The 26,195-nt window shown below is 71.9% G+C and carries 25 protein-coding genes and 1 pseudogene; 15 read left to right on the top strand and 11 right to left on the bottom strand.

Annotated features, from left to right (window positions below; translation table 11 throughout):
- Positions 1-44: 44 nt before the first annotated feature.
- From OG514_RS31630 to OG514_RS31620, 3 genes are read right to left on the bottom strand one after another with little or no spacing between them, the layout of a single operon-like run.
- Complete coding sequence (locus OG514_RS31630; protein ID WP_266900580.1) at positions 45-842, bottom strand: ABC transporter ATP-binding protein; 798 nt, start codon at positions 840-842, stop codon at positions 45-47.
- Positions 839-2,002: an iron ABC transporter permease gene (locus tag OG514_RS31625; RefSeq protein ID WP_266900579.1), complete on the bottom strand. Its 1,164-nt coding sequence runs from the start codon at positions 2,000-2,002 to the stop codon at positions 839-841. Before OG514_RS31625 ends, OG514_RS31630 begins: the two co-directional genes overlap by 4 nt.
- The gene (locus OG514_RS31620; RefSeq protein ID WP_266900578.1) at positions 1,992-3,065 is read right to left on the bottom strand and encodes an ABC transporter substrate-binding protein; all 1,074 of its coding nucleotides are present in this window, start codon (positions 3,063-3,065) and stop codon (positions 1,992-1,994) included. Before OG514_RS31620 ends, OG514_RS31625 begins: the two co-directional genes overlap by 11 nt.
- Before the next feature lie 154 nt (positions 3,066-3,219).
- Between OG514_RS31620 and OG514_RS31615 the strand changes: the two genes are divergently transcribed.
- Positions 3,220-4,521 carry an MFS transporter gene (locus tag OG514_RS31615; protein ID WP_266900577.1) on the top strand — a complete coding sequence of 434 codons (1,302 nt, stop codon included), beginning with the start codon at positions 3,220-3,222 and terminating at the stop codon, positions 4,519-4,521.
- Positions 4,522-4,659: 138 nt separating this feature from the next.
- Here OG514_RS31615 and OG514_RS31610 read toward each other — a convergent pair whose 3' ends face one another.
- Both OG514_RS31610 and OG514_RS31605 read right to left on the bottom strand, forming a co-directional pair.
- Positions 4,660-5,880: an ATP-binding protein gene (locus OG514_RS31610; protein WP_266901024.1), complete on the bottom strand. Its 1,221-nt coding sequence runs from the start codon at positions 5,878-5,880 to the stop codon at positions 4,660-4,662.
- A gap of 92 nt (positions 5,881-5,972) precedes the next feature.
- On the bottom strand, positions 5,973-6,632 hold the full coding sequence (locus OG514_RS31605) for a response regulator transcription factor (protein WP_266900576.1): 660 nt from the start codon (positions 6,630-6,632) through the stop codon (positions 5,973-5,975).
- Positions 6,633-6,721: 89 nt separating this feature from the next.
- On the opposite strand from OG514_RS31605, the gene OG514_RS31600 reads away from it, so the two are divergent.
- The 4 genes and pseudogenes from OG514_RS31600 to OG514_RS31585 all read left to right on the top strand — a co-directional run bounded on the left by OG514_RS31600 (position 6,722) and on the right by OG514_RS31585 (position 10,489).
- Complete coding sequence (locus OG514_RS31600) at positions 6,722-7,237, top strand: hypothetical protein (RefSeq protein ID WP_266900575.1); 516 nt, start codon at positions 6,722-6,724, stop codon at positions 7,235-7,237.
- Positions 7,234-8,328, top strand: coding sequence for a peptidoglycan-binding protein (locus OG514_RS31595; protein WP_266900574.1), 1,095 nt, complete (start codon positions 7,234-7,236; stop codon positions 8,326-8,328). Before OG514_RS31600 ends, OG514_RS31595 begins: the two co-directional genes overlap by 4 nt.
- Positions 8,325-9,041 (top strand): annotated as a pseudogene (locus OG514_RS31590) (ABC transporter ATP-binding protein); the annotation flags it as partial. The gene OG514_RS31595 and the pseudogene OG514_RS31590, both read left to right, overlap by 4 nt.
- A gap of 248 nt (positions 9,042-9,289) precedes the next feature.
- Positions 9,290-10,489, top strand: coding sequence for an ABC transporter permease (locus tag OG514_RS31585; RefSeq protein ID WP_266900573.1), 1,200 nt, complete (start codon positions 9,290-9,292; stop codon positions 10,487-10,489).
- A gap of 69 nt (positions 10,490-10,558) precedes the next feature.
- On the opposite strand, the gene OG514_RS31580 is transcribed toward OG514_RS31585, so the two are convergent.
- The gene (locus tag OG514_RS31580) at positions 10,559-11,020 is read right to left on the bottom strand and encodes a hypothetical protein (protein WP_266900572.1); all 462 of its coding nucleotides are present in this window, start codon (positions 11,018-11,020) and stop codon (positions 10,559-10,561) included.
- 146 nt (positions 11,021-11,166) lie between these two features.
- Between OG514_RS31580 and OG514_RS31575 the strand changes: the two genes are divergently transcribed.
- The 3 genes from OG514_RS31575 to OG514_RS31565 are packed head-to-tail and all read left to right on the top strand — an operon-like array spanning position 11,167 to position 12,828.
- A complete protein-coding gene (locus OG514_RS31575; protein ID WP_266900571.1) occupies positions 11,167-12,075 on the top strand; it encodes an ADP-ribosylglycohydrolase family protein in 909 nt (302 codons plus the stop codon).
- A gap of 20 nt (positions 12,076-12,095) precedes the next feature.
- Positions 12,096-12,485: a hypothetical protein gene (locus tag OG514_RS31570; RefSeq protein ID WP_266900570.1), complete on the top strand. Its 390-nt coding sequence runs from the start codon at positions 12,096-12,098 to the stop codon at positions 12,483-12,485.
- Positions 12,486-12,525: 40 nt separating this feature from the next.
- Entirely contained in the window at positions 12,526-12,828 is a 303-nt protein-coding gene (locus tag OG514_RS31565; RefSeq protein ID WP_266900569.1) for a hypothetical protein, read from the top strand.
- A gap of 187 nt (positions 12,829-13,015) precedes the next feature.
- Here OG514_RS31565 and OG514_RS31560 read toward each other — a convergent pair whose 3' ends face one another.
- The gene (locus tag OG514_RS31560) at positions 13,016-13,867 is read right to left on the bottom strand and encodes an MBL fold metallo-hydrolase (protein ID WP_266900568.1); all 852 of its coding nucleotides are present in this window, start codon (positions 13,865-13,867) and stop codon (positions 13,016-13,018) included.
- Between the two features lie 343 nt (positions 13,868-14,210).
- On the bottom strand, positions 14,211-14,798 hold the full coding sequence (locus tag OG514_RS31555) for a TetR/AcrR family transcriptional regulator (protein WP_266900567.1): 588 nt from the start codon (positions 14,796-14,798) through the stop codon (positions 14,211-14,213).
- Between the two features lie 122 nt (positions 14,799-14,920).
- On the opposite strand from OG514_RS31555, the gene OG514_RS31550 reads away from it, so the two are divergent.
- Positions 14,921-15,919 carry a TIGR03620 family F420-dependent LLM class oxidoreductase gene (locus OG514_RS31550; RefSeq protein ID WP_266900566.1) on the top strand — a complete coding sequence of 333 codons (999 nt, stop codon included), beginning with the start codon at positions 14,921-14,923 and terminating at the stop codon, positions 15,917-15,919.
- A gap of 120 nt (positions 15,920-16,039) precedes the next feature.
- Here the strand turns inward: OG514_RS31550 and OG514_RS31545 are convergent, their stop codons facing one another.
- Entirely contained in the window at positions 16,040-16,819 is a 780-nt protein-coding gene (locus OG514_RS31545; RefSeq protein WP_266900565.1) for a GntR family transcriptional regulator, read from the bottom strand.
- A 34-nt stretch (positions 16,820-16,853) separates the two neighbouring features.
- Positions 16,854-17,621: a GntR family transcriptional regulator gene (locus tag OG514_RS31540; RefSeq protein ID WP_266900564.1), complete on the bottom strand. Its 768-nt coding sequence runs from the start codon at positions 17,619-17,621 to the stop codon at positions 16,854-16,856.
- Between the two features lie 180 nt (positions 17,622-17,801).
- Here OG514_RS31540 and OG514_RS31535 point away from each other — a divergent pair, with 180 nt between their 5' ends.
- The 5 genes from OG514_RS31535 to OG514_RS31515 are packed head-to-tail and all read left to right on the top strand — an operon-like array spanning position 17,802 to position 23,815.
- On the top strand, positions 17,802-19,061 hold the full coding sequence (locus tag OG514_RS31535; protein WP_266900563.1) for an extracellular solute-binding protein: 1,260 nt from the start codon (positions 17,802-17,804) through the stop codon (positions 19,059-19,061).
- Positions 19,058-19,984 (top strand): carbohydrate ABC transporter permease, encoded by a 927-nt coding sequence (locus tag OG514_RS31530; protein WP_266900562.1) that lies wholly within the window; start codon positions 19,058-19,060, stop codon positions 19,982-19,984. Before OG514_RS31535 ends, OG514_RS31530 begins: the two co-directional genes overlap by 4 nt.
- On the top strand, positions 19,981-20,814 hold the full coding sequence (locus OG514_RS31525; RefSeq protein WP_266900561.1) for a carbohydrate ABC transporter permease: 834 nt from the start codon (positions 19,981-19,983) through the stop codon (positions 20,812-20,814). Before OG514_RS31530 ends, OG514_RS31525 begins: the two co-directional genes overlap by 4 nt.
- A 9-nt stretch (positions 20,815-20,823) precedes the next feature.
- Positions 20,824-22,329, top strand: coding sequence for a beta-N-acetylhexosaminidase (locus OG514_RS31520; protein WP_266900560.1), 1,506 nt, complete (start codon positions 20,824-20,826; stop codon positions 22,327-22,329).
- Between the two features lie 55 nt (positions 22,330-22,384).
- A complete protein-coding gene (locus OG514_RS31515) occupies positions 22,385-23,815 on the top strand; it encodes a cellulose binding domain-containing protein (RefSeq protein ID WP_266900559.1) in 1,431 nt (476 codons plus the stop codon).
- Positions 23,816-23,913: 98 nt separating this feature from the next.
- On the opposite strand, the gene OG514_RS31510 is transcribed toward OG514_RS31515, so the two are convergent.
- Positions 23,914-24,888 (bottom strand): YncE family protein, encoded by a 975-nt coding sequence (locus OG514_RS31510; RefSeq protein WP_266900558.1) that lies wholly within the window; start codon positions 24,886-24,888, stop codon positions 23,914-23,916.
- Between the two features lie 251 nt (positions 24,889-25,139).
- Here OG514_RS31510 and OG514_RS31505 point away from each other — a divergent pair, with 251 nt between their 5' ends.
- Positions 25,140-26,138, top strand: coding sequence for a helix-turn-helix transcriptional regulator (locus tag OG514_RS31505; protein ID WP_266900557.1), 999 nt, complete (start codon positions 25,140-25,142; stop codon positions 26,136-26,138).
- The last annotated feature ends 57 nt before the right edge of the window (positions 26,139-26,195 follow it).

Genomic DNA, 26,195 nt, shown 5'->3' with positions numbered 1-26,195 from the left:
TGCTGGAGGAGGTGATCGAAGGCGTGATCAAGGTCGTGTCCCTTTCAGTGGGCGGGTTCGGGCGCTGGGAGTGGCGTGCCGAGAGGGCGGCGGCAGGCGACGGTCGGGTGTCCCAGGGCGTCGGTGGTCAGTTCGGCGTCCACCTCGAAGACCTCGGCGAGCCGGTCGGCCGTCAGGACGGCCCCCGGGGTGCCGGAAGCGATCAGGCGGCCGTGGTGCAGGAGCAGCAGCCGGTCGCAGTACCGGGCCGCGAGCGACAGGTCGTGCAGGGCGACCAGGACGGTCCGGCCGGTGCCGGTGAGCAGCTCCATCAGTTCCAGCTGGTGTTTGACATCGAGGTGGTTGGTCGGTTCGTCGAGCAGCAGGGCGTACGGCTGCTGGGCCAGCGCGCGGGCGATGTGCGCGCGCTGCCGTTCGCCGCCCGACAGCGCCTTCCAGGGGCGGTCGGCGAGCGCGGTGAGGCCGACGACCTCCAGGGCGGCGGCGATCACCGCGCGGTCGGTGGCGTCGGCTCCGCGCCAGCGGTCCCGGAACGGGGTGCGGCCCAGGCCGACGACGTCGGCGACCCGGAGGTCGCTGTCGGCGCCCGAGTCCTGGGCGACGAAGGCGACGTGGCGGGCGATGCGGCGGGCGCTCCAGTCCCGTACGGACGTGCCGTCGTAGCGGACCGATCCCGTTTCGGGGGCTCGGAGGCCGGCCAGGCAACGCAGCAGGGAGGACTTTCCCGAGCCGTTGGGGCCGAGCAGGCCGACCGTCTCGCCGGGGGCGATGGTGGCGCTGACCTCTCGTACGACCGGAGTGCCCGCCACAGACCAGCTCAGGTTCTCGGCGGTGATCCTCACAGTTCACCCCTCCTGCGCAGGACGAGGAGGAAGAGCGGTACGCCGAGCAGGGCGGTGATCACGCCGACGGGGACCTCGCGGGGTGCGAACGCGATCCGGGCGAGGGCATCCGTCCACACGAGGAACACCGCGCCCGCGAGCGCCGCGTACGGCAGCAGCACCCGGTGCAGCGGTCCGACGAGGAACCGCACCCCGTGGGGGACGATCAGTCCGACGAAGCCGATGGCGCCGACGGTGGCGACCGCGACCGCGGTGAGTGCGGCCGTCACCACCAGCAGGAACATCCTAGTGTGTCGTACGCCGATGCCGAGGGAGGCCGCGGTGTCGGTGCCGAAGGCGAGGCCGTCGAGGGCGTTCGAGCACAGCCACGCTGCGGCCAGGCCCAGCGGCGTGACGATCGCACAGACCACGACGGTGCTCCAGCGAGCTGGCGCCATCGAACCCAGCAGCCAGTGGGTGACGGCCCGTGTGGTGTCCGCGTCCGCCGAGGCCATCAGGATCAATGAGGTCAGCGCGGTGAGGAGCTGGCCGACGACGACACCGGTGAGGACGATACGGACGGAGTCGAGGCCGGTGCGCCGCAGCAGGACGACGAGCAGGCCGAAGGCGAGCAGCGCGCCGGCGAGCGCGCCGCCGGTGACGCCGAGCGTGCTCGCGCCGATCCCGAGGACGACGACGGCGACGGCTCCGGTCGATGCCCCCGAGGAGACGCCGAGCAGGTACGGGTCGGCGAGCGCGTTGCGGGTGACGGCCTGGAGCACCGTGCCGCAGACGGCGAGCGAGGCGCCGACGAGTGCGGCCATCAGCACGCGTGGCAACCGCAGGTCCCAGATGAGCGAGTCCACCAGTGGGGGCAGCGGCTCGACGGCCAGGCCGAGGCGGGTGCCGAAGGCGCGGACGAGATCGGCCCAGCCGATGTCGGCGGTGCCGGTGCGGACGGCTGCCGCGATCGAGACCGCGAGAGCTGCCGTGGAGAGGACCAGGAGGAGGGGGTGCTGGTGCTTGTGGGGGTGAGGGTGCTGGTGCTGCTGGTGGGAAAGTGTCGGCGCGCCGGGCTGCCGGTGCTGGGGGGTGACAGGGGACGCCTTCGGTCCGTGTGCGCGGGCTGTGGGAAGCAGGAGGTCTGCCGGGCCTGTGGGGACGGGCGGGTCAGCGGACATGGCCGAGGTCCTTCATGCCCTGGGCGAGCAGTCCGAGGGCGTGTACGGAGCGCACCGAGGGGTCGAGTTCGATGCCCGGGACTTCGAGGATCTTGTCGTCTCGGACCGCGGCCAGCCGGGAGATCACCGGGTGTTCGGTCATCGTGGCCCGCTTCTCCGCGGCGCTGTCGCCGGGGCGGCCGCGCTCGGACAGGTCGCCGATCACGATGAAGTCCGGGTCGCGTCGGGCGACTTCCTCCCAGGAGACCTCCGGCCAGTCCTCGTCGACGTCGTCGAAGGCGTTCTGCGCGCCGACGATCCGGCTCATCTCGCTGGGCAGGCCGGTCTTCCCCGCCACGTACGGCATGCCGTTGAAGACGGAGTAGAGGTAGACGACGGTGGGCCGGTCCGCCCCCTGGGGCGCCTTGGAGGTGCTCTCCCCCGCCCGGGCGACCGCGGCACGCTGGTTCGCCGCGAGTTCTCCGGCTCGTTCCTCGGCGCCGAAGAGCCTGCCCAGGTTCTCGTAGTCGGAGAAGAGCAGCTCGAAAGGGGTCGTGCCGAGCGGGTTGTGTTCGGGGCAGTCCACGGCGCTGACGAAGGTGGGGACCTTGAGGGCGTCCAGCTCCTGGCGGGTGCCGGCACGGTCCTTGGTGTAGAGGTCCGTGGAGCCGGCGACGACGAAGTCGGGCGTCGCGGCGCGCAGTTGCTCGCCGGTGGCGATCTTCGGGGCGATGACCGGGATCTTCGCGTACGCGGCCTCGTACGGAGCGGGGATCTTCGTCTTGAGGTTGGCCGTGCCCGCCATCCGGTCCTGGAGGCCGAGTTCGAGCAGGGTCTCGGTCGAGCTCTGGTCCAGGGCGACGGCCCGCAGCGGCGGCCCGGCGAGTGACACCTGGCGGCCGCAGCTGGTGACGGAGGCCGGCTTCGCGGCGCCGGGCACGCCCGCGGCACCGGCGGAGGGCTTGGAGGCGGGGCTTGTCGCGGGCTTGGTGTCCGCTTCGCGTCCGCCGCCGGCTGCGGTGGAGCAGCCCGCGGTGGCGAGGGCGAGGGTCAGGGCGATGCCGAGACGGGCGGGGTGGCGCATGGGTTCTCCGGTCTGGGAGGGGCGGGCATGGGTGTGGTCGTGCACCGGGCAGGAGTGCCGCGTTCGAAAGGTACTGTAATGGCAATCATTTTCATTAACGACCCCGGGGGCGGTTCACCGAACCGCTCCCCCACCACCGAGGAGCACGCGCACCGTGGCCGACACACCCACGCCGACAGCCGCCAAGACCCTTGCCCCGCCCCCGCGTTCGGTCCTCCGGGACCCCGTCTTCCTGCGCCTGTGGGCGGGCACCACCGCCTCCGGCCTCGCAACCTGGGCCCTTCCCTTCGTCCTCGGGCTCGCCGTCCTGCACCGCGACCTCGGCGCCGCCGGACTCGGCCTGGTGCTCGCCGCCCGCACGGCCGGCTTCCTCGCCGCCGTCGCCGTCGGCGGCGTGCTGGCCGACCGGCACTCCCGTCGCACGGTCGTCCTCTGGTCCGCCCTCGCCGCCGGGGCCGCCGCGCCCCTGCTCGCCGCCGGACTCGGCCGCTCGCTGGTGCTGATGACGTTCGCCGCGGCCCTGGCCGGGGCCGGGCAGGGCGCCTGCCGTCCGGCGTTCCAGGCACTCACCGCCGAGACCGTCGAACCGGGGCGGCGCCAGCAGGCCAACGCCGCCATGACCATGGCGGTACGCGGCTCCACACTCGCCGGACCTGCCCTGACCGCGCTCCTTGCGGCCTTCCTCGACGTCCGGACACTGCTGCTCGGCGTCGGCCTGCTCTGGCTGGTCGCGGCACTCGCCCCCTGCGACGGCTCCGTCGTCGCCGGGGAAGGGGACGCGGAGTCCACCGGAGAACCCGCCACGGAGGCCGCCGCGCGCGCCGGGATCCGTCCCGGGTTCCGCGCCGAATTCCTTGAGGGCATACGCGAGGCCCGCCAACACCCCTGGTTCCTCGCCGGACTCGGCGCACTCGTCGCCGTCATCGCGCTCGGCTACTCCGCCACCAGCGTCGCGCTGCCCCTCATCAGCCGCGACCGCTACGGCACCGAGTGGGTCCTGGCCGCGGCCATGACCGCGTACACCGTGGGTGCCCTCGGCGGGGCCCTCGTCATCGCCCGGTGGCGGCCGCGCTCCCAGGGATGGGCCGCGCTCGCCGGGCTCGGCGCGTACGGTGTCGCGCCGCTCAGCCTGATGCTGCCGGTGCACCCGGCCGTGGTCGTGGCCGCGTACGCCGTGGCCGGGATCGGCATCGAGCTGTTCAACGTGCCGTGGTTCACCGCCACGCAGCGCGAGGTGGCCCCGGACAAGCTGGCCCGTGTCTCGTCGCTGGACTTCCTGGTGTCCTACGGCCTCGCACCCATCGGCCTCGCCCTGATCGCCCCTGCCATCGAGCGCTTCGGCGTGACGGCCGTCCTCGCCGCGTGTGCCGGGGCCTGCTTCCTCGTACCGGCCGCCGCGGCCCTCGTACCCACCGCCCGCCACTTCGCCCGTACGGCCCCGGTCCGGGCGGACTGACCGCCCGGGTGCCGGAGCCTCCGGGGTGCCCGAGCTCGGGCAGGCCGACCATGGTTCACGACAGGAGCCGCAGGCCTCGCGCCCGCTTCCCTCCCCCGGAACTGGCCGACGTCGGACGTCAGCCTCCGGGCCCGGGCGTCAGCCCTTCGCGCCGAACCTCACCCGCACGGTCAGCCCGCCGCCCTCCGCGTTCGGGAACGCCTCCGTCGTGGCGTCGTGGGCGCGGGCGATCGACTCGACGATCGAGAGGCCGAGTCCCGCGCCCTCGCCGGGGGCGTGGGTACGCTCCGTCAGGCGGCGGAAGGGCTCGAAGAGCAGCGGGACCGTGGCGGGCGGGACGTCGGGGCCGGTGTTCGACACCTCGATGACTCCTCGGCCCGTACGCACCTCGACTCGGCCGCCGGGGACGTTGTGGCGTACGGCGTTCACGACCAGGTTGTGGACCAGCCGGTCAAGGAGTACCGCGTCGCCGTCGACCGTCAGCGGCCCGGTCCGCGCCGAGACCGTCACCTCGTGCTCCGCGGCCTCGGCCGCCAACGCGTCCACGGCCTGGCGGGCCACCTCGTGCACGGCCACCGGACGTCGCTCCCGGAGGCCCTGGTCGGACGCGGCGAGCAGCAAGAGACCTTCGATGATCCGTTCGCTGTCGTCCGCGACCTCGATCAGCTTCGCCCGGATGCGGGCGACCCGCTCCGGCGACGGTTCCCCGGCGAGCCCGATCTCGGCCGCCGCACGCTGGACGGCCACCGGCGTTCGCAGCTCGTGCGCCGCGTTGGCCGCGAACCGCTGCTGGGCGGAGACCAGTCCCTCCATCCGGCCGAGCATCCCGTCGAAGGTGTCCGCGAGCCTCTTCAGCTCGCCCGGCGGTCCTTCGAGCGCGATCCGCTCGTGCAGGTTCTCGCCCGACAGCCGGCGGGCCGTCTCCGTGATCACGGCCACCGGCCGAAGGACCCGGCCCGCCATCCACCACGCGAGGACGACGGAGAGCAGCGCGTACACCAGCAGGACGATCAACGAGACCGTCAGAAGACGCTCCAGGGCCGCCGACTCGGCCGCGCCGCTCACCGACCGCGTGATCGCCAGTACCTCGCTGGGGATCTGGGCGGCGCCGCTCGGGGCCTGGCTCGCGGGTACCGGACTGGCCGGAGCGGCGCTGGCGAAGGCCGTCGGATACGCGGTCGGCAGCTCCTCCAGCCGGCGCGCCGGTACGGTCCCGGTGACGGCCAGGCTGATGGACGAGTACAGGCCCTCCTTGACCAGGAAGTACACGACGCCCGTCAGCAGGGCGCCCGCGAACAGCAGGAGCCCGCCGTACAGGGCCGTCAGACGGGCCCGCTCCCCTGTCGTCACCCGCTTGATGACCGGTGTCGTCACCCGCTTCACGAGCGACTCGGAGACCCACCTCATGAACGGCTCGGTGACCCGCTTCGTGGCCGCCCGCGTCACCGGCTTCACGACCCGATCCGGTAGCCCGAGCCCGGGACCGTCTCCACCACCGGCGGCTCGCCCAGCTTCGCGCGCAGCTTGCTCAGCGTGACCCGGACCGCGTTCGTGCGGTAGCTGGTGTGCTCCTCCCAGACCTGTTCGATCAGGTCCTCGCCGCTGACCACTGCGCCCTCGGCCCGCAGGAGGGCCTCCAGGACGGCGAACTCCTTCCGCGACAGCTGCAGATGACGCCCGTCCCGGCTGGCCTGACGGCGGGCGGTGTCCAGGACGATGCCCGACCGCTCCAGTACCGGAGGCAGCGCGGGCCTGGCACGCCGGCCGAGGGCCAGGACCCGGGCGAGCAGCTCGTCGTACGCGAAGGGCTTGGCCAGGTAGTCGTCGGCACCGAGGCCGAGGCCCTCGACGCGGTCCCGTACCGTGCCCGCCGCCGTCAGCATCAGCACCCTGGTCATCAGCCGCTGCTCGACCACACGGCGGCAGACGTCGTCGCCGTGTATCCCGGGCAGATCTCGGTCCAGGACGAGCACGTCGTACTCCCCCAGCTGCAGTTTCCGCAGGGCTTCGAGGCCGTCGGCCGCGATGTCCACGGCGAGCGCGTCGCGGCGCAGCCCCTCGGCGATCATCTCGGCGAGAAACGCCTCGTCCTCCACCACCAGTACGCGCATGACCCCTGTGTATCCGAAGGGGACCTTTCGCCGATGTAAACGAAACCGCTGAGAGAAACGAAACACCCCTTCGCGGCACGCTCCACGCCATGATGATTCGACGGATCACCCGGGCCGCCGCCACCACTTCTCTGGCCGCCGCCCTCGCCCTGCTCGCCACTGCCTGCTCGGGATCGGGCTCCGACTCCGCCTCCGCCGGGAGCGGGAAGAACGACGGGAGCGCGAGCGACGAGGGCAAGAAGGCCGACCAGGCCTTCGAGCACCGCAAGTGCCTGCGCGAGCAGGGCCTCGACGTGCCCGAGCCCAAGCCGGGCGAGCAGGGCGTCGGGCTCACCATCGGCGGCGACGGCATGTCGAAGGAGAAGATGGAGAAGGCGTTCAAGGCCTGCCAGGACAAGGCCGGCGGCGCCGGTTTCGGCAAGGAGCCGACACAGGCCGACAAGGACAAGGCACTCGCGTATGCGAAGTGCATGCGCGAGAACGGCTTCAACATGCCCGACCCGAAGTTCGACGGCGGCGCGCAGGCCGCCATGCCGATACCGCAGGGCGCGGCGAAGCAGAAGTTCGACAAGGCCGCCAAGGCCTGCGAGAGCGTGGCCCGATGAGCGGCCGCGAGCGCCCGATGGCCCGGCGCCGGCTGGTGCTCGCCCTCGCGGCGATCGTCGCCGTCGCGGGCGGCGGCGCCGCCGTCACCGCCGTGTCCGCGCCCGACAAGGCACCGGACGGGTCCGGAAGCTCCACCGGCTCCAAGGGATTGCCGGCGGAGACCGCCCCCGTCACCCGGGGCGACCTCAGCAGCAGTTCCCAGCAGGACGGCACCCTCGGTCACCTCGGCGAACGGAAGATCAACGCGGGTCCGGCCGGGGTCCTGACCTGGGTCGCGGCCACCGGCTCGGTCGTCGAGCGGGATGAGCGGCTGTACGAGGTCGAGGGCGGTCCGGTACGGCTGATGTACGGCGCCGAGCCCATGTACCGGACGCTGAAGACGGGCGACAAGGGCAAGGACGTCCGCCAGCTGGAGGAGAACCTCGCGGCCCTCGGATACATCGGTTTCGACGTCGACGAGGAGTACACCGCCAAGACGGCCGCCGCCGTGAAGCGCTGGCAGAAGTCCCACGATCTGAAGCAGACCGGCACCGTCGGGCCGGACCGGATCGCCTTCGCGGGTAGTGCGGTACGGGTCAAGGAGGCGACCGCGGCGCCCGGCGACCGGATCGCGCCGGGCGGTCCGGTGCTCACCGTGACCGGTTCCGAGCGCGTCGTACGCTTCGAGATCCCGGTGTCGGACGCCGAGTCGGCGAAGACCGGCACGCGGGTGAAGGTCCGGCTGCCGGACGGTACGGAGCTTCCGGGGAAGGTGTCGGCCGTCGGGAAGACCGCGTCGGCGGGCGACGACCCGCAGGACAGCACCCCGAAGGTCCCCGTGACGGTCTCCTTCGACCAGCCGGAGAAGGTCGGAGGCATCGACCAGTCCCCGGTCACCGTCGATCTCACCGGCGAGACGCGCCGGGACGTCCTGACCGTACCCGTCAACGCGCTGCTGGCCCTGCCCGGCGGCGGCTTCGGCGTCCAGGTCGTCGAGAACGGAACGGCCCGGGACGTGAAGGTCGAGCTCGGCATGTTCGGACAGGGCCGGGTCGAGGTCAGCGGTGACGGGCTGCGCGAGGGCATGAAGGTCGGGGTGCCGTCCGCATGACCCCGACCACGGCTCACCCCACCACGACCACTGCCGCCACCACGACCGGGGTCACGGTCGTTCGGCTCCGCGGAGTCACCAAGGAGTACGCGGGCGGCGTCAGGGCCCTCGACGACGTCGATCTCACCATCGGGGAAGGGGAGTTGCTCGGGATCGTCGGGCCGTCGGGGTCGGGGAAGTCGACCCTGCTCCACATCGTGGGCACCCTGGACCGGCCGAGCGCCGGCACGGTCGAGATCGCCGGGCACGACATCGCCTCCCTGACGGACCGCAGGCTGTCCGCGCTGCGCGCCCGGCGCATCGGCTTCGTCTTCCAGGCCTTCCACCTGGTACCAGGTGTGGGCGCGCTGGAGAACGTGGCCGAGGGCCTGCTGTACTCCGGACTTCCCCGGTCCCGGCGGCGGAAGATGGCCGCCGAGGCGCTGGCCCGGGTCGGCCTCGCCGACCGGATGAAGCACCGGCCGCACGAGCTGTCGGGCGGCCAGAAGCAGCGCGTCGCCATCGCGCGCGCGGTGGTCGGCGAACCGGCGCTGCTGCTCGCCGACGAACCGACGGGCGCGCTGGACTCGGCGTCCGGGGAAGCGGTCATGAACCTGCTCCACGAACTCAACGCGGAGGGCGCGACGATCGCGGTCATCACGCACGACACGGAGATCGCGGGCCGGCTGCCACGGCAGGTGCGGATCCGGGACGGGCGGGTGGTGGACGACACGGGGAGCGGCTCCGGGGACCAGGGGATGGGCCCGGGCCCGTACGACGAGATCGGCGGGACCGGTATGGCTGATGGGACCGGCGAGATCGGTGCGGACGGTGGAACCAGTGGGATCGGTGCAGCCGGCCCCGGATCCGGCGGGACCGCTGCATCTGGCGCGTCCGGCACGCCCGGCACGCCCGATGCTTCCGGTGCATCGGCCGCGTCCGGTGCGTCCGACGCGTCCGGTGGCGGGAAGGTCGCCGTCTGATGGCCCGTACGAAACTCACGGCCGCTCGGCTCGGCCCGCGTGACGTCCTCCATGTCGGCTCCGCCGGGCTGCGCAGCCGTCCCGTCCGTGTGGTGCTGTCCGCGCTGGGCATCGCCATCGGGATCGCCACGATGATCGCGGTCGTCGGCATCTCCGCCTCCAGCCAGGCCCAGCTGCTGCGGCAGCTCGACGCCCTCGGTACGAACATGCTGGTCGCGAAGCCGGGCGAGGGGATGTTCAGCGGGCAGGAGGTCAAGCTGCCCAAGGACGCGGTGGGGATGGTCGGCCGGATCGCGGGGGTGGAGGAGGCCGCCGGGACCGGTGACCTCAAGAGCTCGGTACGCCGTTCCGAGAAGATCCCCGAGGCGGAGACCGGCGGGATCGCGGTGAAGGCGGCGACGGAGGGGCTCCTGGACGTTCTGAGGGGCGGGCTGGCGTCCGGCACCTGGCTGAACGGCGCCACCGGCCGCTACCCGTCCGTGGTCCTCGGCCATGTCGCGGCCGAGCGGCTCGGGATCACCGAGCCGGGCCGGCAGGTCTGGGTCGACGACCGGTACTTCACGGTCATCGGCATCCTCGATCCGCTGCCGCTCGCGCCCGAGATCGAACGCTCGGCGCTGGTCGGCTGGGTGGGTGCGGGGCGGCTGCTGGGCTTCGACGGGCATCCGACGACGGTGTACGAGCGGTCCACGGACGCGTCCGTGGAGGACGTCCAGCAGCTCCTCGCCCCCACGATCGACCCGCAGAACCCGCAGAACGTGTCGGTCGGCGATCCGTCCTCGGCGCTCAAGGCCAAGGCGGCGACGGAGGGGGCGTTCTCCACGCTGCTTCTCGGACTGGGGGGAATCGCGCTCCTCGTGGGCGGGGTCGGCGTCGCCAACACCATGATCATCTCGGTCCTGGAACGCCGTCACGAGATCGGCCTGCGCCGGTCCCTGGGTGCGACCAGGGGCCAGATCAGGATCCAGTTCGTGACGGAGTCCCTGATGCTGTCGGGCATCGGCGGCCTGGCGGGCGTGGCGCTCGGCGGGGCGGCGACGGGCGTGTACGCGTCCACGGGCGGGCTGCCGTGGGTCGTACCGCCGTGGGCGGTGGGCGGCGGTTTCGGCGCGACGCTCGCCATCGGCACCGTGGCAGGGCTGTACCCGGCGGTCAGGGCGTCACGACTGTCGCCGACGCTGGCGTTGGCGGCGGCGTAGAAACACCAAGGCGCCCGGCTCCTCCGCACGCCCCCGACCGCTCGGCTCACCGCCGTGCGGCCGGGGGCTTCAGAGGTCGTACGGCCAGAGGGTCAGCAGGTGGACGGGGACCCGGAGTTCGACCCAGATACCGGCCGGCTCGGCCGGAGGGCGCGGGCCGTCGTGGTCGAGGTCCAGCAGGACGTGCGTACCGCCGAGGTCGAGAACGGCGCCATCACCATCGCCACCACCGTCGGCGGCGCCATCACCATCGCCGTCGGCGGCGCCATCGCGCGTGAGCAGGCCTCGCAGGAGGAAGGTGCCGTCGGACCCCTGCGTGACGGCGGGCCAGTGGGCGTCGGCCGAGGTCGTGTTCGCACCCCAGCGGACCGGCTCGTCGACGGTGAACTCCACGAAGTAGTCACCCTCGACCGGAGCCACACCGCTCGCCTTTCCCTTCCACTCCGCGGTGCAGGAACCGATGGGCGTGCCGACCTCGGCCAAGATCCTTCCGTCGGCGGTACGCCGCGTCCCCGTCACTCTCGCTTCCATGCGGGAATCATGCCGCAGGTGCCGACCGGGCCGCCGGAGGACGCGGAGGCGGAGACGCGGAGGGAGGCGGCGGAGGCGGCGGGGAGGAGCGGGTCGGCTCCGAAAACGCAATGCCAGGAGCCTCGTCCCGCTGTGATACTCATCCGATGATCAACGTCCCTCACGCCGTCCTCGACTCGCTGCACGGGCTTGCCTTCGGTGACGCCTTCGGTGACCGGTGGTTCGGCATCCTGCGCCGGGAGGGTCCGGCGGCTCTGGAGGCGCGGACGCTGCCCGCGGAGTCGCTGTGGCAGTGGAGCGACGACACCGCTCAGGCACTGGTTCTCGTCCGGGAGCTCGCCGACGGTGGCGGCAGTGTCGACCAGGGCCGCCTCGCCCGGCGCTTTGCGGCGGCCTACGCCGACGACACGCACCGCGGATACGGCGCTTCGATGCATGACGTGCTCCGTCGGATCGGCGCCGGCGAGTCCTGGCGAGAGGTGGTCGCCGGGCAGTTCGGCGGCCAGGGCTCGTGGGGCAACGGCGCAGCCATGCGCGTCGCCCCGCTCGGCGCCTGGCACGCCGCCGATCTCGACGCCGTAGCCGAGCAGGCCGCCCACCAGAGCACGGTGTCGCACCACCATCCGGAGGCGGTGGCCGGGGCTGTGGCGGTCGCCCTCGCCGCGGCGCTGGCGACGCGCAGCCGGGGCGGACCCGCTCCAGCGCGGCAGGAGTTCCTCCGGGCGGTCGCCGCTCGGCTTCCCGACAGCGACGTCCGGTCGGGCGTGCGAGTCGCGGCCCGGATGCCGGAGCACACCTCGGTCCGGCACGCCGCGGAGGTCCTGGGTTCCGGGTACAGGATGTCCGGGCCCGACACCGTCCCCTACGCCCTCTGGTGCGCGGCGGGGCACCTCGACGACCTCCAGGAGGGTCTGTGGATCACGGTCGCCGGGCGCGGTGACATCGACACGACGTGTGCCATCGCGGGCGGGGTGATCGCCGCGCGCACCGGAGTGGCCGACCTCCCCGCCGCCTGGCACGCGGCCCGTGAACCGCTGCCGCCGGTCGTGCCGTAACGATGAATCCCGATGAGTCGGTGCCGCGTGAACTGAAGGTCCTGGACACGGGTTCGCTGCTCGCGCTGGAGGAGCGGGCTCTGGGGCTCGGGCTCAATCAGCGGCTGGATCCGGTGTGGGTCGAGGCGCACGCGGCAGCCGGCGGTACGCACTATCTGTGGCCGACCGTGTGGAACGGCTTGCCCCATCGCCCGGAAGTCCCGAGGCAGTTGCGGTGCGAGCTGTTGATCACGCTTCGCGACGAGGAGCGCGTGATGAGCCTCCTGGACGTCCTGCCCGAGGACTTCGCGCCTCTGCCGAAGGTGACATCGCGCGACGAGGGGATGCGGGTCGGCCGCCTCCTGGACACGTCTCCGAGCGTGCGGCAGTGGCTGTCGCGGACCGCCGCTCCGGGGCCGGGACAGTCGTAGCGGCTCCTTCGGGAGCTTTGGGCTCGGTCTCACCTGGAAGGTGCGGATCTACGAGGCCGGTTTCGCCGAGATCGAGAAGGCCGCCTCGGGTGCCGGGATCGGCACCTTGGAGCTGCTGGCCCTGGCCGCGCCGGCCCGACAGTTCGTCGACGGGGACTTCGCGGGTTTTGCGGGTGATGAGCTGAGAGTGGTGCTGAGGGAGTTCGACAGCACGAGCTGGGACCTCTGTACCGACGACGCCTCGGTCATCCGGGAGATCCGTCGGCACTACCCGGACGCGGTGGCGACCCCTGACGACGTTCTTCAGGAGATCCCTTGGCGGACCGACCAGCGGGAGGTGTGATCCGATGCTCCAGTGCGATCCGCTTCTCCAGTGCGAAAGGGGCGTGTCGGCTGGAGCCCACCAACCCGGCGCGGCACTCCGCACGGCTCCAGGCTCAGCCAGTTCCCGGCACGGGCCGGCCGCGCGGCAGGATTCCGGTCTGAGGTGCCGGAGGGTAGCGGATCCCAACGCCGCGCCGCAGCGCCGCTCACGTCCCCGACGGTCGCGGCTGCTCCGGCGGAACCGAGCTCTCGGCGAGCGCCATCCACTGGTCCAGGTCGGTCTGGGTAAACTCTGTCCACGGTGGGATTCCGGGGAGTTGGCGGAGGAGGTCGTAGGCCTCGGGGATCTGGGCTCCGCGGAGGACCGGGCAGTGGCAGCCGGCGATGACTTCGGCGTTCAGGTGTTGGAAGTCGGTGACGACCGTCCCGAACTTCTGGGCGTCGAGCAGGGATACCCAGGGGGAGACCAGTCTTCCGCCGAAGAGCTGGCCGTCGCGGAATTCGTCCGGCGACAGCGCCGCCGTTTCGGGCATGGGGGTCGGCACGTTCGTGGCGAAGGTGTCCACGGCCCACAGGACGTTGGACTTCGGGTCGAAGAGGGCGCGGGTCGTGGGGTTGTCGTACAGGGGTGGTCGCTTGGCGACCAGGGTGCGATCGCCCGCGTCGATCGTGTCGCCGTCGGTCATGAAGCGGCACCGGTTGACGGGAGTCTCCCACTCCTCGGCCATGCGGCCTATGGAGAACCATGTCGTCAGCAGGGTCGCGTTCGGGCATTCCGCGAGGACCGCCAGGAGGTTGCCGGCGTGGTCGCGGTCGTCGTGGGTGAGGAAGATCCACCGTACGTCCAGGGGATCCACGACGGACCAGGCTGCCTCCAGCCACTGGGAGCGCACTGCGGGCGCCCCGGTGTCCACGAGGACCGGTTCGGCTCCCCGAATCACCATCGAGTTCATCGGGAAGTGGCCGACCGGCGGAGCCTCAAGGGCCCACGGGATGACGAACGTCTCCTCGGCGATCTTGTACGGCTGCAGAAGGTTGAAACTCTCCGTGGTTGTCATCGCTGCTCTCCCTAGGACGGAGTAGCCGCAGCGTCCATGAATCCAGTCCAGCCCCGTGCCGGGCTGTCGTCAAGCGCAGACCTCGTCGGTCGGCTTCAGTGCGTGACGAGGGGTGCACGGTCGGCGCCGGCCGATCCCTGGCCGCGCTTGGCCAGGGGTCCGTCAACCTTTCAAACACCCCTGGGTCGTCTCTTTCGGATCTTGCCGGTCAGGCCGCGTCGTCCGGTGCCGTGCATCGCAAGGCGGAGGGGCGCCCGTGTACTGGGTGCACTCGGGTGTCCCGACAAGGCGGCGAGGTGCGGTGCCGGGCGACGCGGGTCAGGCAAGATCCGAAAGAGACGGCCTAGCGCGCTGTCCCGACCGTCGCGTCCAGCACCAGCTCCAGCAGCCGGTCCGGTTGGTCGGGGTCCGGGGTGTGGGCTGTCGACAGGGCGATTCCGACGACGAGTTGGACGAGGTCCGCCGCCGCGAGGTCCGCGCGGGCCGTGCCCCGGGTTTGGGCTCCGGCCAGGACCGCCTCTGCCGCGTCCAGGATGAGGCGGTGGCAGTCCATGCCCAGTACTTCGGGATCTTCCACCATCAACGCGCTGCCCATCCCCTGGTTCAGGCGGGCGTGGGCCAGAAGCGCGCGCAGCCATTGCGTCAGGGCCTCGTCGGGTGGCTCCGCGGCGATCAGGACGTCCGCCTGCTCGACGAGTTTCTCGATCCGGTCCCTCAGGACCGCGGCCAGGAGTGCCTGGCGGTTCGGGAAGTGGCGGTAGAGCGTCCCCGGGCCCACGCCGGCGCGTTGGGCGATCTGGTTGAGGGAGGCTCCCGGGCCCGCCTCGGCGAACACCTCCTGGGCCGTGGCGACGAGCCGTTCCCGGTTGAGGCGTGCGTCGGTGCGCCGTGGTGGTGGGGCGCAGCTGGTGCTGCCCTGGCTCGTCGACATCGCCCTGCCTCTCGATCATCCCCGTAGCTCGATCATCCCCGTAGCCAAACGGAGACCTTCTCCGTATCGTAGCCTCCACCAAGCGGAGAACCTCTCCGGTTTGCTTTTTCGAGGAGTACTCGATGACAGACGCTGCACGGTCCGCGTTCGGCCCGGTCGGGATCTGGACCATGGCCTACGAGGGACACCCCGCCGGGCGGGTGCGCGAATCAGCCGCGGAGTTGGAGGAGTTGGGGTACGGAGCCATCTGGTACGGCGAGGCGTTCGGTCGCGACACGATCGGCCAGGCGTGGCTCCTGCTGGCGGCGACCCGCCGGATCACCGTCGCGTCCGGCATCGCCAACATCGCCTACCGGGAGCCGATCTCCCTCGCCGCGGCGGAGCGCACGCTCGGCGAGGCGTTTCCCGGGCGGTACCTGCTGGGGCTGGGCGGCCACCGGGTCGACGAGACCGTTCACCACGTCGACGGGTTCCCCGTGCCGACCCGGGGCAAGGCGGTGACCACGATGGGTTCCTATCTGGACGCCCTGGACGCCGCCCCCGCCCAGGGGCCGCTGCCGGACCCGGCGCCGCGCCGCGTCCTGGCCGCCCTGGGCCCGAAGATGCTGGAGCTCGCCGCCGCGCGCACCTGGGGTGCGCACCCGTACTTCGTGCCGGTGGAGCACACGGTGCGGGCACGCCGGATCATGGGACCCGAGGCGTTTCTCGGCGTCGAGCAGGCCGTCGTCCTGGACACGGACGTCGACCGGGCGCGGGAGCTGGCCACGGCCCATGTCGCCATGTACATCGCCGCCGCCCCGCACCAGGCGGCCAACATGCGCCGGCTCGGTTTCGGCGACGAGGACCTCGTCGGCGGCCCGAGCCGACGGCTGGTGGACGCGATCGTCGCGTACGGCGACACGGACGCCGCCCTGCGGCGCGTACGACAGCACCTCGACGCCGGGGCCGACCACGTCTGTCTGCAGGTGCTGACGGCCGACCCGACCGCGCTGCCCGAGCGTGAGTGGCGCGAGCTCGCCCCTGCGCTGGTGCCCGGTTCGCGCCCTGCCCCTACGGCGACGGCGACGGCGACGGCGACGGCGACGGCGACGGCGACGGCGACGGCGGGCCAACGGGTGTGACGGCGACAACCTCACGGTCACGCGCCGGACGGCCCCTTCACCGTCGGCACCGGTGGACTTCGCGGCGGATCCCCACCGCGCGGAACCGACCTCGGTACCACGCTCACCGGACGAGCGGCGTCACTCCACCGTCCCCCACCACGTCCCGCCCCGCGCCTCGTCAGCGCTCGGACCGTCGGTCCTCGGGTCGTCGGTCGCACCGTCGCCGAGGGCGAGGCGGGAGACGATGCGGTAGCGGTCGCCCCGGTAGAGGGAGCGGACGTACTCGACCGGTCTGCCGCTCGGGTCCATGGTGGTCCGGTCGAAGAGCAGTGCGGGCGACAGGACCGGCACGTCGAGGAGCGCCGCCTCCTCCTCGCTCAGGACGGTCGGCTCGATCGACTGGACCGCGTGGGCCGGCCGGATGCCGCGCCGCTCGCGCAGGTGGGCGTAGAAGCCGCCTTCCATGTCGGCGGCGGTGAGTCCGGGGACCAGGTCGGCCGGGACGTGGAGGTGCTCCAGGGCGATCGGAGCGCCGTCGACGTGCCGGAGTCGGGTCACGTGCACGAGCTCCGCCGCCGGGGAGATCGCGAGTCTGCGGCCGATCCGGGCGCCGGCCCGTACCGTGCGGAGTTCGAGGACCGTGCTCGTCCAGCTGCCCCGGCTCCGGGGCGCGCCGGCCGCCTGGTGCTCGGCGACCAGCTCCTGGGTGATCTTGTCGGGTGCGACGAACATGCCGCGGCCGTGCTCCCGTACCAGCAGGCCCGTGGCGACGAGTTCGTCCACGGCGGCCCGCAGGGTGGGGCGGGAGACGCCGAGGGTGGCGCAGAGGGTGCGCTCGGAGGGGATGGCGTCGCCGGGGCGGCGGCTCTCGATCACGGTCAGCAGATGCTCCCGTACACGCTCCCGCTTGAGCTCCATGCCGTCCACTCCCCCGTACGCCGTTCGCTGCCGGTCAGTATGCATCCCCCTCCGTGGACGAGGTCACGAGACCGTCGCGGGTGAAGTCGAGGCGGGAGACGATGCGGTAGCGGTCGCCGCGGTAGACCGAGTGGACGTATTCGACGGGGCGGCCCGCGGTGTCGAGGGTGAGGCGTTCGATCAGCAGGGCGGGCGAGAGGACGGGGACGTCCAGGAGCGCGGCCTCGTCCTCGCTGACGACGGTCGGCTCGATCGACTGGGTGGCTTCTTGGACGTGGACCCGGTGGTGCTCCCGCAGGTGGTCGTAGAGGTCGCCCGCTTCGAGCTCCTCCGGGGTGAGCGACGCGCCCACCAGGTCCGCCGGGATGTGCAGGTGCTCGATGGCCATGGGTGAGCCGTCGACGAGGCGGAGGCGGGCGACGTAGAGCAGTTCGGCGGCGGGTGAGAGGCGGAGCCTGCGGCCGATGCGGGCTCCGGCCCGGATCGTGGCGGACTCCAGGACCGCGCTGGACCACGTGCCCGACGCGCGGGGGACGGTGAAGGCCGCGTCGTCCGGGGCGAGCCGCTGGGTGATCTTGGCGGGTGCGACGAACATGCCGCGACCGTGTTCCCTCACCAGCGCGCCGGTGGCCACGAGTTCGTCGACCGCGGCGCGCAGGGTGGGGCGGGAGACGCCGAGGGTGGCGCAGAGCGTGCGCTCGGAGGGGATCGGGTCGCCGGGGCCGCCCGCCTCGATCAGGCCCAGCAGGTGTTCGCGCACCCGCTCCCTCTTCAGCACCCCACTGGAGGAGCCGTCCTTCATTCCGCACACCCTCACCCTGACTGGTCAACTGGTAAGTCCGATACTAGCCGGAGCGGTTGACCTGTTGCTGGGTGAACAACCCATCTTTTTCAAGGGATTGACGACTCCAGCGGTCCATGCCACCTTCTGGTCACACACCTGACCACTTGACCAATTGGTCAATCATTCATCGAGGTGCTCGTGAAGACTCGTCCCCTCGCCGGCCCCGTCGCGCTCGCCGCGACCGTCGTCCTCACCGCCACGGCCTGTGGCGGGTCCGGCGACCCGGCCGTCTCCGGCGGACCGGAGAAGGTCACCGTATGGATCATGAAGGACAGCGTCACCGACGCCTTCCTCACCCGTTTCCGCACCGGTTTCGAGGCGGAGCACAAGGACATCGACCTCGACATCCAGATCCAGGAGTGGGACGGCATCGGCGAGAAGGTCACGGCCGCCCTCGCCAGCAAGGACGCCCCTGACGTCATCGAGGTCGGGAACACCCAGGTCGCGCAGTACGCGGCGAGCGGCGGCGTACGTGATCTCAGCGGCCGCACGGCCGAGCTGAGCGGCGCGGACTGGCTGCCGGGGCTCGCCGAGCCCGGGAGGGTCGACGGCAAGCAGTACGGCATCCCCTGGTACGCGGCCAACCGCGTCGTGATCTACCACAAGGACCTCTTCGCCCGCGCGGGCGTCACCACTCCCCCGAAGACGCAGGCCGAGTGGCTCACGGTCACCGCGAAGCTCAACAAGGGCCGGACGCAGGGCATCTACCTGCCCGGCCAGAACTGGTACACCCTGTCCGGGTTCGTCTGGGAGGAGGGCGGCGACCTCGCGGTCAAGGACGGCGCCGCGTGGAAGGGGGCGCTCGACACCTCACAGGCCCTCGCCGCCATGGACTTCTACCGTCGGCTCCAGGCCCTCGGCAAGGGACCCAAGGACGCCGACGAGGCCAAGCCCCCGCAGGCGGAGGTCTTCGCCAAGGGTGAGGTCGCCCAGATCATCGCCGTACCCGGCGGAGCGAAGATCGTCGAGGAGATCAACCCGGCGCTCAAGGGCAAGCTCGGCTTCTTCCCCGTACCCGGCAAGACCGCGGCGAAGCCCGGCGCGGTGTTCACCGGCGGCTCCGACCTCATCGTGCCGGAGGCATCGACCCACCCCGAGGCCGCGTACGAGGTGGTCAAGGCGCTGGCGGGCGAGAAGTGGCAGACGGACATGGCCAAGACGATGAGTTACGTCCCCAACCGCACCTCCCTCGCACGCGTCATCCAGGACGACGAGGGCACGGCCGCCATGGCCGCCGGCGCGGCCCAGGGCCGGGCCACGCCGAACTCCCCGCAGTGGGCGGCCGTCGAGGCGACCAACCCGATCAAGCAGTACATGACGGCGGTGCTCACCGGCACCGAACCCGCGCAGGCGGCCGCGACCGCCTCGCAGAGCATCACCAAGACCCTCGGCTCGTGAGACGGCCGCACCGGCCCGGGTGGCCGCGCCCGCCGCGGGGAGCGGCCCTCTGGCCCTACCTCCTGGTCACCCCCACCGTCCTCGGCGGCGTGCTCCTGCTCGGATACCCCTTCGTCCGCAACCTGCTGATCTCCTTCCAGCAGTACGGCATGGGCGAACTGATCCGCGGCGACGCCGACTTCGTGGGGCTCGACAACTACCGGACCGTCCTGACCGACCCCGAGTTCTGGGAGGTCGTCCGCCGCACCTTCTGGTGGACCCTGGTCAACGTCGTACTGATCATGGTGATCGGCACGCTGGTCGCCCTGATGATGCAGCGGCTCGGTCGGCGGATGCGGATCCTGGTCACGACCGGGCTCGTCCTCGCGTGGGCCAGCCCGGTCATCGCCACCACGACCGTCTTCCAGTGGCTCTTCGCGTCCCGTCTGGGCGTCGTCAACTGGGTGCTCGTCCGGCTCGGGTTCGAGTCCTTCGAGGGCTACTCCTGGCTGGCGGACGGTCCCGCCGCCTTCACCGTCATGGTGCTGCTCGTGGTCTGGCAGTCGGTTCCCTTCGCCGCGATCACCCTGCACTCGGCGCTGCTGACCGTCCCCGCCGAGCTCTACGAGTCGGCCCGGCTCGACGGCGCCGGGGGCTGGCGGATCTTCGGCTCGGTGACGCTGCCCCTGCTGCGGCCGATCTTCGGTCTCGTCCTCTGCCTGGAGGTCATCTGGGTGTTCCGCTGCTTCGCCCAGATCTGGGCCGTGACCAAGGGCGGGCCGGGCGAGGCGACGACCACCCTGCCCGTCTACGCCTACCGGGTGGCCCAGTCGTTGCACCGCTACGACCTCGGGGCAGCGGTCTCCACGCTCACCGTCCTTCTCCTCGTCGCCGTACTGATCGCCTACTTCCGTCAGATGCTCCGACAGGAGGCCGACCGGTGACCCCGCGCGCCCTGCGCCGACTCCCCCTGAACACCGCGGCGGCGCTCGTCTTCGCCCTGGCCGTCTTCCCGGTGTACTGGATGGTCCTCACCGCCTTCCGGCCGACCCGCGACATCCAGTCCGAGACCCCGCGGTTCCTGCCCGTGTCCGTCACCCTTGAGCACTTCCGGAACGCCGTGGCCGCCGACGGCTTCTGGATCTTCTGGCGCAACAGCCTGCTCGTGACCGCCGGGTGCGTCCTGCTCGCCCTCGTGGTGGCGCTCGCCGCGGCGTTCGCCGTCGCCCGGATGCGCTGGCGCGGCCGGCGGGGCTTCATCCTCATGGTGTTCATCGCCCAAGTGGCGCCCTGGGAGGCGCTGTTGATCCCGATGTACGTGATCGCCCGGGACGCCGACCTGCTCGACCGGCTCGCGACCCTCAGCCTCATCTACTTCATGATCACCCTGCCCTTCACCATCGTCACCCTCCGCTCCTTCCTGGCCGCCGTCCCGGCCGAGCTCGAAGAGGCGGCTCAGGTCGACGGCTGCACCCGTGCCGCCGCCTTCCGCCGGGTGACCCTCCCCCTGCTCGCCCCCGGACTGCTCGCGACCTCGCTCTTCGGATTCATCACCGCCTGGAACGAGTTCGCCTTCGCCAACATGCTCATCATCAAGAACCAGGACGACCGCACGCTGCCCGTCTGGCTCTCGTCCTTCTCCAATGTCTTCGGCACCGACTGGGGCGCCACCATGGCCGCCTCCACCCTCTTCGCCCTGCCCGTCCTCGTCCTCTTCCTGGCCCTGCAGGGCCGGGTCGCCGCCGGAATGACCGGCGGAGCCGTGAAGGGATAACGCTCAGCGATGCCCCAGCCCCGACTCGTACCCGAACCCACCCATCTCCAGCTCCTGCCCGGCAGGTTCACCTTCGACGACTCGACCGCGCTCAAGGTCTCGCCCGGCGCCGAAGGCGCGGCCGGACTGCTGCGCACCCTCCTCGGGCCGGCCACCGGTCTGCCGCTGCCCGCGCGTGCGGACGGCTCCGTCGTCCTGGCGCTCGACGGCGCGCTCACCGGTCTGGGCGAGGAGGGGTACGGCCTCACCATCGGCGCCGAAGGGGTGCTGCTGCGGGCGGCCCGGCCCCAGGGGCTCCTCGCGGGAATCCAGACCCTCCGCCAGCTGCTGCCCGTCGAGGCACTCCGCGCCGAACCCGTGACCGGAGTCGTGTGGTCCGTGCCCTGCGTGCAGATCACGGACACCCCCCGCTTCCCCTGGCGCGGCTCCATGCTCGACGTCGCCCGCCGCTTCCGCCCCGTCTCCTATCTCCGGCGGTACGTCGACCTCCTCGCCCTCCACAAGCTCAACGTCCTCCACCTCCATCTCACCGACGACCAGGGCTGGCGCATGCCGGTCGCCGCGCTTCCCCGGCTGACCGAGATCGGCGGACTGCCGCACGGCGGCGCCTACACCCGTGCGGAACTCACCGGTCTGGTGGCGTACGCGGCGGAGCGCGGTGTCACCGTCGTACCCGAGATCGAGATGCCGGGCCACGTCCGCGCCGCCCTCGCCGCCTACCCCGAGCTGGGCAACCACCCGGGCCGCACCTATGACGTCTGGGAGCGGTGGGGCGTGTGCGACACGATCCTCGGCGTCCACGACGGAGCGCTCGACTTCTGCCGCACCGTCCTGGACGAGGTGATGGACGTCTTCCCGTCCTCGTACGTCCACATCGGCGGCGAGGAGTGCCCCACCACCGAGTGGCACGACTCGCCGGCCGCGCGCCGACGGGCCGCCGAGGAGGGACTGCCGGGCCCCGCGGCCCTGCACGGCTGGTTCATGGAGCGGATCGGGCGCCATCTCGTCGACGCCGGCCGCCGGCCGCTGAGCTGGACCGAGAACGGCGCCGATCTCCCGCCGTACTTCACCGTGATGCCGTGGCGCGACGCCGACCACGGTCGCACCGCCGTCCGCCGCGGACACCGCGTCATCATGGCGCCGCACCGCACCACCTACCTCGACTACCCCCAGTCCACCAGCCCCACGGAGCCGCCCGGGCAGGCGGGCGAGGTCGTCGACCTGCGCACCGTCCACGGCAATGAGCCGGCGCCCGCGGACTGGAGCCCCGAGGAGGCCGACCGGGTCCTCGGCTCCCAGGTCCAGTTGTGGACCGAGTACGTGCCCACCACCGCGCACGCCGAGTACCTCACGTTTCCTCGGCTCTGCGCCCTCGCCGAGGTCGTCTGGACCGGCCGTCACGACTGGCCGGGCTTCCAGGAACGCCTGCGCCACCACAGGACGCGGCTCGACGTCCTCGGGGTGCCGCGCCACCTGGCCACCACCCCGGCGCCGCTCCTCACCCCCGCTCCATGACCACCCATCCGCGCCCCGTGCAGGGGAACCACCCCACCCGAGGAGAGGAACAACGATGAACGACACCACAAGGAACAGGAACCTGCGGATCCGTGCCGCGCTCGCCGTCGCCGCGGTGACCGGGCTCGGCGCCACCGCCCTCACCGCACTTCCGGCGGCGGCCGCCGGTGAGGCCGTCACCGTCCAGTACCGGCAGAGCGCCACCGGCAGCGACCAGGTCGAGCCCTGGCTCAAGGTGGTCAACACCGGTTCGTCGAGCGTCCCGCTGAGCCAGGTCAAGGTGCGCTACTACTTCAAGGCCGACGCGGGAGCCTCGTACACCTACGCCTGCTCCTGGGCCGTGAAGGGCTGCGCGAACCTCACCGGTACGTTCGGCACACTGGCCAACCCGACGGCGACCGCCGACCGCTACCTGGAGGTCGGCTTCACCGCCGGTGCCGGTTCCCTCGCGCCCGGCGCCGACACCGGCGACATGCAGCTGCGCTTCCACCGCTCCAACTGGCAGCCGCTGAACCAGAACGACGACTACTCCTTCGGACCGGCGCAGACGACGTACGCCAACTGGTCCAAGGTCACGGCGGCCGTGGGCGGCGTGCCGGTCTGGGGCACCGCCCCCGCGGGCAACGAACCGACCCCGACGCCCACACCGACCGACCCCACGACCCCGCCGCCCACCGGGGCCGCGCTCTTCGACGACTTCGACTACACCGGCCACACCGACCCGGCGATCAACGCGCACGGCTGGAGCGTCCGCTCCAACTCCGGTGGCCCCGGCGTGTCCGGTGCCACCTGGGCCCCCGAGAACGTCACCTTCGCCAAGGAGGGCACGAACTCGATCATGAACCTGCGGAGCTCGACCGCCGGAACCGGTGAGTCGACCCGGCACACCGAGATCCTCACGCGGGCCACGAAGTTCAAGAACGGCACGTACGCGGCGCGCGTGCGCTTCTCCGACGCGCCGGTGTCCGGCCCGGACGGCGACCGTGTCGTGCAGACCTTCTTCACCATCAACGACCTCAAGGCGCCGATGGCCGACGACTACGCCGAGTACGACTTCGAGTACCTCCCCAACGGCGGCTGGGGCGAGCCCGCCAACATCCTCTACACGACCTCGTGGGAGACGTACCGGCCCGACCCCTGGGAGGCCGTCAACCAGCACTCGGAGTCCCGGACGAGCTACGCCGGCTGGCACGACCTCGTGCTGACCATCGACGACAACACGATCGTCTACTACGTCGACGGCCAGGAGTTCGGCCGGCACGACGCCCGCTACCTGCCCGAGCGCCCGATGTCCATCAACTTCAACCAGTGGCTGATCGACCTCGCGGGCCAGAGCTCGACGACCCCGCGCGCCTACGACCAGAAGGTCGACTACGTCCTGCACGTCAAGGACCAGGTCCTGACGCCGGCCCAGGTGGCCGCCAAGGTCGGGGCCTACCGGGCGGCGGGCACGGCCTTCGAGGACACCGTGCCGTCCGCGCAGTAGGACGTTCCGGCGGGCCGTCGCCCTGCGGCGGCGGCCCGCCGGACCGCGGCAGAAGGTGTCGCGGGCCGGGTCAGGGAGGTGTCGTGGGTCCGGCTGCCTCAGGGGGTGTCGCAGGTCGGGTCGTCGAGCGCGCTCACGGTGTACGGGGGACGGCCCGGCGGCTCGTCCAGCTGGCTGTTCACCACGTAGAGGCGGCAGCCGTGCCGGGCGAGGGTGGTCGGCAGGTCGAAGGGTTCGCCGCCGAGGGATTCATTCGTCAGGCGGTGGGTCACCGTGCCGGTACGCAGTTCTTCGTCCAGGCGGGCGATGTAGACGCCGTGCGGGGCCCCGTAGTTGAGCACGGCGTAGAGCGTCCGGCCGCGCAGCACCATGCCGTCGGCTCCGAAGGACTGCTCGCCCAGGTCGAGTCGGGTGGCCTTCCGATCGGCGGTGTCGATCCGCCAGACCGCTTCGGTGCCGTTGGAGGCGACCAGGAGCGTGCTGCCCGACTCGTTCGCCACGATGCCGTTCAACAGCCAGTACTGGGCCGGGAACTGCGGGAAGGCGTCGCGGATGTCGAACCAGGGTTCGAGGGGGCCGACGGTGCCGCCTCGCAGCTCCGCCCGGTGAACGACGGGGTTGGCCCAGTCGGTCACGTACACCGCGTCCTTCGTCACGACGAGATCGTTGAGGTGCGGCGCGCCGAGCGGGCCGCCCTGGGCCGTGCGGGTGGCGAGCAGCCGCCCGTGCCGGTCGTGGACGGTCAGGGTCGCTCCGCCCACCGAGAGGACCCGGCCGCGCCGGTCGGTGTGGACGCCGAGGGTGCTGGGACGGCTCTCCAGGCCCCGCGCGGGGAACGGCCTCAGATCCGGGCGGCCGATGTGGCCGCGGTACAGGGCGCCCGTGCCGTCCGAGGAGACGTACAGGGTGCCGTCAGGAGTGACGGCGATCCCTTCGGGGAGCACCCCGGGCGCGCGGGAGACGACATAGGTGTCGGGCAGGTCCCGGGCGACGGCGGGGCCGGGCGCGCCGGCGAGGGCGGCAAGCAGGACCGCGGCGGCGAGGCAGGCGGTACGGGTGGGGGCGCGGCGCATGGATGTGACCTCCGGAAGGGGTACGGGAGCGGGGGTACAGCGAGCGGGGATGCAAGGAGCACGGTTACGGCGAGCAGGGATGCGGCGAGCAGGGTTACGGCGACCGGGGCCCGGCGCGGGGAAGTTCGGCGAGGTGGACACCAGGAGCGTGCTCCGTCGTCCTGCCGAACGCATGGCCTTTCACGTCTGGGTGAAAGGGTTCTGCTTTCACCTCTGGGTGAACGGGTCCGTCGGGCCGATAATCGGTCGGCATGATCCGCCTTCACTTCACGGCCGCCGATCTGCGTCGGGTCACGCTCGCGCCGACGGCCGACGCACTGTCGGAGACCGCCTTGAGTCTGCGTCTCGGCCTCCGTACCGGTCCGCGTGCCGGGCGGGCGCGCACGGCGGCCCGGCAGTGGCACCGGTCTCTGCCGGGAGGCGCGAGCGCCAGGGCGGGTGTTCTCGCCGAGTTGGTCACCCAGGACGGTTTCGTCCCTGACTTCCTGACGCAGCCGTCGGCGCGGGACTTCGGCGACGCCCTGGAGGCGGCGGCCTCGACGCCCACCGAGCGGCTGGCGCTCGACCTCGGGATACCGGACGCCTCGGGCTGGAACGGTGCTCTGGCCAGGCCCGGACGATGGGCTTACGAGCTCGCCCAGGGCGTCCCCGCCGCGTCCACGGCGCTGGTCGACGACACGCGCCGCTACTTCCGGCTGGCGGTGGAACCGCTCTGGCCACGGATCCGGAGCGATGCCCTGACCGATCGGGCGCTACGGGCGGAGATGCTGCTGCGCGGGGGTGTCGACGCCCTTCTGACCACCCTGGGCACGACCTGGTGCTGGCAGGCGCCGACGCTCCACCTGCCTTCCGCGTCGACGTACGACATCCCGCTGTGCGGGCGCGGACTGCATCTCGTTCCCTCGTGGTTCGCGACCGGTCCGATGGTGATGTACCGCCCCGAGGAGGCGACCGTGCTCGTCTACCCCATGTACGACGACGGTGCCGCTGCGGGCCCGGCGGGCGGGTCCGACGACCGGCCGGAGGCACTGGCGGCGCTGCTCGGCCGCACCCGGGCGCAGGTGCTCGCCCTGCTGCGTGCTCCGGCCACCACGACGGCCCTCGCCGAGCGCGCCGGCGTCTCGCTCGCGGCCGCCAGCCAGCACGCGGGTGTCCTGCGGGGAGCAGGTCTGATCACGACCGTACGGACGGGCACGTCGGTCCTCCACAGCGTGACGCCGCTCGGCGCCTCCCTGCTGGCCGGGCTCTGAGCGACGGCGACACGCCGTGTGAGAGCGGGGCGGTGCTCTCTGGCCCGCTCTCCCGGC

The sequence above is a fragment of the Streptomyces sp. NBC_00572 genome, from assembly GCF_026341815.1.
Classification (GTDB): Bacteria; Actinomycetota; Actinomycetes; order Streptomycetales; family Streptomycetaceae; genus Streptomyces.
This window is presented reverse-complemented; position numbering and strand designations above follow the sequence as displayed.